Origin of the sequence: Mycoplana sp. MJR14 (assembly GCF_029210525.1) — a bacterium.
Lineage (GTDB): Bacteria > Pseudomonadota > Alphaproteobacteria > Rhizobiales > Rhizobiaceae > Mycoplana.
The window spans coordinates 159,146-166,772 of the sequence record NZ_JARGEO010000011.1 but is presented as its reverse complement, the minus strand read 5'-3'; the positions used below and the strand labels follow the sequence as shown (position 1 = coordinate 166,772).

Annotated in this window: 9 protein-coding genes; 2 read left to right on the top strand and 7 right to left on the bottom strand. The window is 66.2% G+C overall.

Features of this window, described 5'->3' with window-relative positions; genetic code table 11:
* The 6 genes from P0086_RS21565 to P0086_RS21540 form a co-directional block, all read right to left on the bottom strand.
* The coding region (locus tag P0086_RS21565; protein WP_275789783.1) for a methyltetrahydrofolate cobalamin methyltransferase at positions 1–865 on the bottom strand (865 nt) is incomplete at its 3' end.
* 82 nt (positions 866–947) lie between these two features.
* A complete protein-coding gene (locus P0086_RS21560) occupies positions 948–2,042 on the bottom strand; it encodes a methylenetetrahydrofolate reductase (RefSeq protein ID WP_112599567.1) in 1,095 nt (364 codons plus the stop codon).
* Between the two features lie 3 nt (positions 2,043–2,045).
* Positions 2,046–2,621, bottom strand: a complete 576-nt coding sequence (locus P0086_RS21555) for a methylenetetrahydrofolate reductase C-terminal domain-containing protein (protein ID WP_112599568.1) — start codon at positions 2,619–2,621, stop codon at positions 2,046–2,048.
* On the bottom strand, positions 2,614–2,916 hold the full coding sequence (locus P0086_RS21550; RefSeq protein WP_112599569.1) for a virulence factor: 303 nt from the start codon (positions 2,914–2,916) through the stop codon (positions 2,614–2,616). The genes P0086_RS21555 and P0086_RS21550 overlap by 8 nt, the downstream gene beginning before the upstream one ends.
* A 159-nt stretch (positions 2,917–3,075) precedes the next feature.
* Complete coding sequence (locus P0086_RS21545; protein ID WP_275789780.1) at positions 3,076–3,921, bottom strand: formyl transferase; 846 nt, start codon at positions 3,919–3,921, stop codon at positions 3,076–3,078.
* A 130-nt stretch (positions 3,922–4,051) separates the two neighbouring features.
* A complete protein-coding gene (locus P0086_RS21540) occupies positions 4,052–4,708 on the bottom strand; it encodes a DUF1638 domain-containing protein (protein WP_112611990.1) in 657 nt (218 codons plus the stop codon).
* 17 nt (positions 4,709–4,725) lie between these two features.
* Here P0086_RS21540 and P0086_RS21535 point away from each other — a divergent pair, with 17 nt between their 5' ends.
* On the top strand, positions 4,726–4,884 hold the full coding sequence (locus P0086_RS21535) for an entericidin (RefSeq protein ID WP_112611991.1): 159 nt from the start codon (positions 4,726–4,728) through the stop codon (positions 4,882–4,884).
* Between the two features lie 68 nt (positions 4,885–4,952).
* Here P0086_RS21535 and P0086_RS21530 read toward each other — a convergent pair whose 3' ends face one another.
* A complete protein-coding gene (locus P0086_RS21530; RefSeq protein WP_112599573.1) occupies positions 4,953–5,651 on the bottom strand; it encodes a B12-binding domain-containing protein in 699 nt (232 codons plus the stop codon).
* Positions 5,652–5,956: 305 nt separating this feature from the next.
* Here P0086_RS21530 and P0086_RS21525 point away from each other — a divergent pair, with 305 nt between their 5' ends.
* Positions 5,957–7,531 carry a trimethylamine methyltransferase family protein gene (locus P0086_RS21525; RefSeq protein WP_275789775.1) on the top strand — a complete coding sequence of 525 codons (1,575 nt, stop codon included), beginning with the start codon at positions 5,957–5,959 and terminating at the stop codon, positions 7,529–7,531.
* The last annotated feature ends 96 nt before the right edge of the window (positions 7,532–7,627 follow it).

The following is a 7,627-nucleotide window of genomic DNA, read 5'->3' as shown; positions in this document are numbered from 1 at the left end:
CGGCGGGCTTGTGGTCGCGGTAGGTCATGATCCAGTTGGTGCAGTTGGCGTCGGTGCCGTTCAGGACGTTGGCGGCGCGTACGGCCTCCATTTCCTGCGGGCGGCAGGGGTTCATGATGGCGCTGGTCATGCCGGCGCCGATCACCATCGGGATGAAGCCGGCATTGATGCCGTGGCGGTGCGGCAGGCCGAAGGAGATGTTGGAGAGGCCGCAGGTGGTGTTGACCTTCAGCTCGTCGCGCAGGCGGCGGAGCAGCGCGAAGACCTGGCGGCCGGCGTCGCCGAGCGCGCCGATCGGCATGACGAGCGGGTCGACGACGACGTCCTCCGGCTTGATGCCGTGATCCATGGCGCGCTCGACGATCTTCTTGGCGACGGCGAAGCGGACGTCGGGGTCCATCGAAATGCCGGTCTCGTCGTTGGAGATCGCCACCACCGGCACGTTGTACTTCTTGACGAGCGGCAGGATCGCCTCGAGCTTCTCCTCCTCGCCGGTGACCGAGTTGACCAGCGGCCGGCCCTTGGCGACCTTGAGGCCGGCCTCGATCGCGGCGGTGACGGAGCTGTCGATCGACAGCGGCACGTCGACGAGGCCCTGGACGATCTCCAGAGTCTTGACCAAAAGCGGCGGCTCGGTCTCGTTCGGGTTGACGGCGGTGACGCCCGCATTGACGTCCAGCATCGTGGCGCCGGCCGCGACCTGCTCCAGCGCATCCTTGATCACGGTGTCGAAATTGCCCTCCACCATCTCGGCCGCCAGCTTCTTGCGGCCGGTCGGGTTGATCCGCTCGCCGATGACGCAGAACGGCTGGTCGAAGCCGATGACGATTTCGCGGGTGGCGGAAGCGACGATGGTGCGGGTCATGAATGTTCCTCTGGTCGGGTCGGCGACAAGCTATCGCGCGAAAATTGCGGTTACAAGGCGGAGCGGCCGATCGGGCCGAAGGTCAATGCGGATGGTGGGCGGCAATCCCGGCCATTTCCTGCTGGTTCTGTTCCTTGCCCTCGCGCACCTCCTCGATGCGCTCGGCCACCAGCTGGTCGACGGGGTTCGGCTCGCGCCGCCAGGGCTTGCGACCCTTGAGCACACCGGATTCGTGGACGATCTCGGCCACGTATTCCTCCTGGCGGTAGGCCATGACGTGGATGCCGGACACGCCCTCGATCTCCTTCACCTCGTTGATGATGTCGATGCAAAGCTGCTTGCCTTCCTTCTTCTGGTCCTGCGCGCCTTCGAGGCGGGTGATGACCGAATCGGGAATGTGGATGCCGGGCACGTTGGAGCGGATCCAGCGGGCGGTCTTGGCAGAGGCCATCGGGCCGACGCCGACGAGGATGTAGCACTTCTCGTGCAGGCCGAGGTCGCGGACCTTCTTCATGTATTCCCTGAACATCGGCACGTCGAAGCAGTACTGGCTCTGCACGAACTGGGCGCCGGCCTCGATCTTCTTGGCAAGGCGATAGGGGCGGAAGTCGTAGGGCGGCGCGAAGGGGTTGATGGCAGCGCCGAGAAAGACCTTCGGCGGCGTCGTCAGCTTGCGGCCGGAGAGGAACTTGGCATTGTCGCGCATGATCCGCACGGTCTCCAGCAGCGACATGCAATCAAGGTCGAAGACGGGCTTGGCGCCCGGCTGGTCGCCGGCCTGCACGCCGTCGCCGGTCAGGCACATGATGTTGCAGACGCCCATGGCCGCCGCCCCCAGCACGTCGCCCTGGATGGCGATGCGGTTCTTGTCGCGGCAGGCGATCTGCATGATCGGCGCATAGCCCATGCGGGTGAGCAGCGCGCAGATGCCGACCGACGACATGTGGCAGTTGGCACCGGAGGCATCGACGGCGTTGATGCCGTCCACCCAGCCGTCGAAGATCGCCGCGCGCTCGTAGACGTCCTCGGGGTTGGCGCTGTCGGGCGGGTTCAGTTCGGCGGTGACGGCGAACTCGCCGCGGCGCAGCACGCGCTCCAGCCGGCCGAGCGAGGAGTGGCCGGGCAGGGGATCGAGCGGCAGGTGCGGCCCGAGCGGATTTTCGTCGATATGGGCCATGGCTCAGGCGTCCTTTCCGGCAGCCGCCTCGCGGGCGGCGGCGGCTTCGGCGGTGACGCGCAGCCAGGACGAGGTCTCCCGCAGCGACTGGTTCACCGGCTTCTGCACGTTCATGATGGCATTTCCCTTCGCCATGTTCTGCGAGCCCTTCCAGGCCTGGACCCAGACGCAGGGCATGTCCGGCTCGACCTCGCAATTGCCGTTGGCGCGCACGCCGCCGCAGGGGCCGTTGCGCAACTGCTTCGGACAGTTCATCGGGCATGACATGCCGGTCGACGACAGTGCGCACTGGCCGCACATGCGACAGTCGAACAGGAAGCCCTTCACATGGCGCTCGACGAAGGTCACCGGCCGTTCGACGCGCTCGTAACCGAGACGCTTCCAGAGCGGGTGCAGCAGCAGGAAGGTCGCGGCGAAGCGATTGTAGAACCACTCGAAGAAGCGGGAATGGCGGACAGCCCAGAGGCGGACGGTGTACTTGTGGCGGGAGCGGCGGTTCGGCGAGACGCCGGCCGGCGTGTAGGCGCCGGTGGCGGCCTTCTGCGCGGGTGCGGCGTTGCCGGGCTTGGGGTCAGCCATCGTCGCGGCCCCCGGCCTTGACCAGCGCCACCAGCCGTTCGCGGCCGTAGGCGGCCTCGAGCTCCGCCGCCGCCTTGTCGGCCTCGGCCTCCAGGTCGTCGGAGACGGGCACCGGATCGGCCTTGCGCCATTCGGCGAGGTAGTCGTCGGTCTCGGCGGCGCCGGTGCGCATGGCGCACATGTCGATCGCCTCGGTGAAGCGCAGCGACAGCTCGCGCTTGGCCGTCCTGCGACCCTGCTTGATGATGACCTGGGCGGGGATGTCACGCCAATAGACGATGATGCGGTCTGCCATGAATATTCTCCTCGGTCCCGACAATGCTTGCTGCAGGGCCCGCTGGCTGCGCTCGCCACGACCGGGCATCGCTCAAAAGCGACGTCGGATTTGACCGTGCGCGGACGGCGGCCGCAACCGCTGTGGATCGCCCTGGCAAACCGCAACGAATGGCCCGGGTTACCAGATGCCGCGCGTCACGCCGGTCCACAGCCAGCGCCACACGGTCGGATGATACCATTGCCGCGAGGGCTCGCCCGCAGCCGGCTGCGGCTGCAGCCGGCCGGCCAGCGCGTCCTCGACCGCGCGCACGGCGATCTCGGTGCCGGCGGCCGTCAGAAGCAGGGGATAGGTGTGCATCGTGTCGCCGCGCGACGGCGTCACGCGGACCCGGTGCAGGACGCCGCCGGTGTCGACGCCGGCATCGACGAGATGGACAGTGGCGCCGAAATTGGCCTCGTCGCGCATCACCCGCGCCCAGTAGCCGCCCTGCTGGCCGCGATACTGCGGATTGATGCCGGCATGGTAGTTGAGGACCGGGCAGGGGATGGCCGCAAGGGTCTGCGCCTTCAGCATGCGGCAGCTCACGAGGAAGAGCACGGCCGGCTTCAGCTCGGCGATCGCGCGCCGGAACGCCTCGCCGTTGGCGCTGTCGACCTGGATGCGCCGCAGCGCCGGGTCGGCCACGGCATCGACGCCGAATTCGCGGATGATCGCCTCCGAACGGCGGCGGGCGAGCGGCTTGCCGAACTTGGACACCGCCATGGTCGCGATCTGCCCGAGCGCCGTCGCCCAGCCGAGACGGCGCGCCTTCTGCCGCAGCATCGCCGTCTTCGATTCCGGCTTCTCCGCGATCACGACGAGATCGGGAAAGCGGCGCTTCAGCGCATTGATGATGATTTCCGGGTTGGGACCGCCCTGGGTGAGGACGACGACGCGGCCGGGTCGGACATCAGCCCGCCGCAAGGCGTCTGCTTGCCCATCCGTTGCCGTGGCCGGCGTGACCTGTCCTGCAATGTCCGTCATCTCTGCCCGCCGTTGAACATGCCCGCCGCTCGCCGTCGGGCCCATCGCGGCGAACCTTAGCGGCGGGACCTTTTCAAATCGTGCATGCGCTGCGTGCAGATTGGGCCCGACACGCGGCGGAAAGGCGGGCTCAGTTGCCGGAGGGCGTCCGCAGACCGGTCAGGGCAGGGGCGAGATCGCCATAGCCGGTGAAGCGGTATTCGTATTCGAGGCCGAGATAGTCGGCCGCCGCGCGCGCCTTGCGTTGCAGTTCCTCGTCCTCGACCTGCGAGAGATAGACGAGCTTGCGATAATTGCCGAAATACATCGGCAAAAGCTGCGGATGCCGGTCGAGGCCGAGCGGCTCGACGACGAAGGCCTCGAACTGGCGGGCGAGGAAGTCGGTCAGGAAGAAGGACGTGACGTCGTCGTCGTTTCTGGAAAACGCCTCGTTGCCGGCAAAGAAGGAATAACAGTGCGGGCCTTCGATCCGGGCGACGCCTTCGCGGGCACAGAGCGCGTCCAGCAGGCCGCCGGTGCCGCAATCCGCATAGCCGACGAAGATGCGTTCGATGCCCTCGGCGCGGGCTTCGGCGATTGCCTGCTCGACGCCGGGCGCGATCTTTTCCGGATAGGCGTGCCAGATGGCGGGAAGACATTGCAGGTCGATGTGGTCGAGGCTATTGGCCTTGCAGACGGCGATCACCTCGCGCGCGATGGCGCCACATGCGATGACGCGAACTTTTTCGTCATTCGCGCGTTGAAGCGGAGAATTGTCGTCCCATACTTCATTGCTGTTGGCATTCATCGAGAGGAACCCCGACCATGACGATCAAATCCCTGTCCAAGATCAGCCTCGTGCTTGCAGCCCTGGCGACGCTTTCCGCCTGCGGCAACACGATCCGCGGCATCGGCCAGGACGCGGCCAATACCGTCAACGCTACCGAGGCTGCCGGCAGGGATGTGGCCCGCGCAGCCCAGTAACCATCAACATATGATACCGGGGCGGCGCGGGCGCAAGCCGACGCCGCCTTTTCGTATCCGCTTTCGGCTCAGGCGCCGGCCAGCATGTTGTGCTTGCGCTTCATGAAGTCCTTGGCCGTCTCGACGGCCACGGCAGCGTCGCGGCAATAGGCATCGGCGCCGACCGCCTTGCCGAATTCCTCGTTCAGCGGCGCGCCGCCGACGAGCACGACATAGTCGTCGCGCAGGCCCTTTTCCTTCAGCGTATCGATCACGACCTTCATGTAGGGCATGGTGGTGGTGAGGAGCGCCGACATGCCGAGGATGTCCGGCTGCTCGCGCTCGATCGCCTCGAGATAGTTCTCGACCGGGTTGTTGATGCCGAGGTCGACGACGTCGAAGCCCGCGCCCTCCATCATCATGCCGACGAGGTTCTTGCCGATGTCGTGGATGTCGCCCTTGACCGTGCCGATCACCATCTTGCCGAGCTTCGGCGCACCGGTTTCGGCAAGCAGCGGGCGCAGGATCGCCATGCCGGCCTTCATGGCGTTGGCCGAGAGGAGAACTTCCGGCACGAAGAGGATGCCGTCGCGGAAATCGATGCCGACGATGCGCATGCCTTCGACCAGCGCCTGGGTGAGAATGTCGTAGGGCGTCCAGCCGCGTTCCAGCAGGATGTTCGTCCCTTCCTCGATCTCCTCCTTCAGGCCGTCGTAGAGATCGTCGTGCATCTGCTGCACGAGCTCTTCGTCGGAGAGGTCGGCAAGGATGATTTCGTCGTCTGCCATAAGTGTCTCCTCGTCTCCATTGGCACGGCAGGCACGGGCCGGGCGTTCAAGTGTTAGCCGTGTTGCCCTTAAAATCCGATTTCGAAAGCGACGTCGCGCAGAGCAAAAAGCGACGACGCATGCGCGGCGATGGTAGCGGCTCGGGGCCGGGATTGACAGGGCAAAACAAAGCGGCGACTGGAGGTTCAAGCGGTGTCTCCCCTGCGCCACCTGTTGGCGCATTGAGACCCGTCCCGAGTCGATCGCTTGGTAGCATATGGGCAACAGGCGACGGAGCGCCGTTCAAAACGTGAGGAAACACGGACATGAGTTTGACGACAGAGCAGCCGGAAGGCGAGGGTGGCGGCCGCCGCGTACGCGGCGAAGGACGCGGGGCCGCGGCACGCCGGGCATCGCGATCCGGCGGCGGACCGGGCCCGTCCTTGCCCTACATCACCCGCAAGATCCGTGAATACGAGGTTCTGGACGAGGAAGGCCTGCAGCTGATCGAGCGCAACGCCGACACGGTGCTGGAGGAGATCGGCATCGAGTTCCGCGACGACGCCGAGGCGCTGGCGCTGTGGAAGGAGGCCGGCTGCGAGATCAAGGGCGAGCGGGTGCATTTCCCGAAAGGGCTCTGCCGCGAACTGCTGAAGACCGCGCCGAAGACGTTCACCTGGCATGCGCGCAACCCGGTGCGCAACGCCGAGATCGGCGGCAAGGCCACCGTGTTCGCGCCCGTCTACGGCCCGCCCTTCGTGCGCGACCTCGAGGGCAACCGCCGCTATGCGACGATCGAGGACTTCCGCAACTTCGTGAAGCTCGCCTACATGGCGCCGTCGATGCATTCGTCGGGCGGCACGGTCTGCGAGCCGGTCGACATCCCGGTGAACAAGCGTCACCTGGACATGGTCTACAGCCACATCAAATATTCCGACAAGCCGTTTATGGGCTCGGTGACCGCACCTGAGCGCGCCGAGGACACGATCGCGATGGCGAAGCTCGTCTTCGGTGAGGACTTCGTCGAGAAGAACACGGTGACGCTGAACCTGATCAACGCCAACTCGCCGATGGTCTTCGACGAGACGATGGTCGGTGCGCTCAAGGTCTATGCCCGCCACAACCAGGCCTCGGTGGTCTCGCCGTTCATCCTGTCGGGCGCCATGAGCCCGGTCACGGTTGCCGGCACGCTGACGCAGATTCTCGCCGAGGTGCTGGCGGGCGCCGCCTTCACCCAGCTCATCCGCGCCGGCTCGCCGGTGCTGTTCGGCACATTCGCCGCCTCGATCTCGATGCAGTCGGGGGCGCCGACCTTCGGCACGCCGGAGCCGTCGCTCGTCTCCTATGGCGCGGCCCAGCTCGCCCGCCGTCTCGGCCTGCCGTTCCGTACCGGCGGCTCGCTCTGCGGCTCCAAGGTTCCGGACGCGCAGGCCGCGCACGAGAGCGCCAACACGCTGAACATGACGCTGCTGGCCGGCACCAATTTCGTGCTGCATGCGGCCGGCTGGCTTGAGGGCGGCCTGGTGTCGTCCTACGAGAAGTTCATGATCGACCAGGACCAGCTCGGCATGATGCAGAAGATGGCCGAAGGCGTCGACCTGTCCGTCGATGCGCAGGCGCTCGATGCGATCCGCGAGGTCGGGCCGGGCAGCCACTATCTCGGCTGCGCCCATACCCAGGCGAACTTCCAGACCGCCTTCTACCGCTCGCCGCTCGCCGACAACAACTCGTTCGAGCAGTGGGAGATCGAAGGCAGCAAGCGCATCGAGCAGCGCGCCAACGCGCTCTGCCGCACCTGGCTCGAGCAGTACGAGGCGCCCTATCTCGATCCTTCGATCGACGAGGCGTTGCTCGCCTACGTGGCCAAGCGCAAGGAATCGATGCCTGACGCCTTCACCTGAAAGGCTCCCGAACGCGCCAGGGAGCAAGGCGGAGCATCACAGGTGGCCGACATGATCCAGAAGGAAGTCTGGCGGCCGCACTACGAACTGCACGGG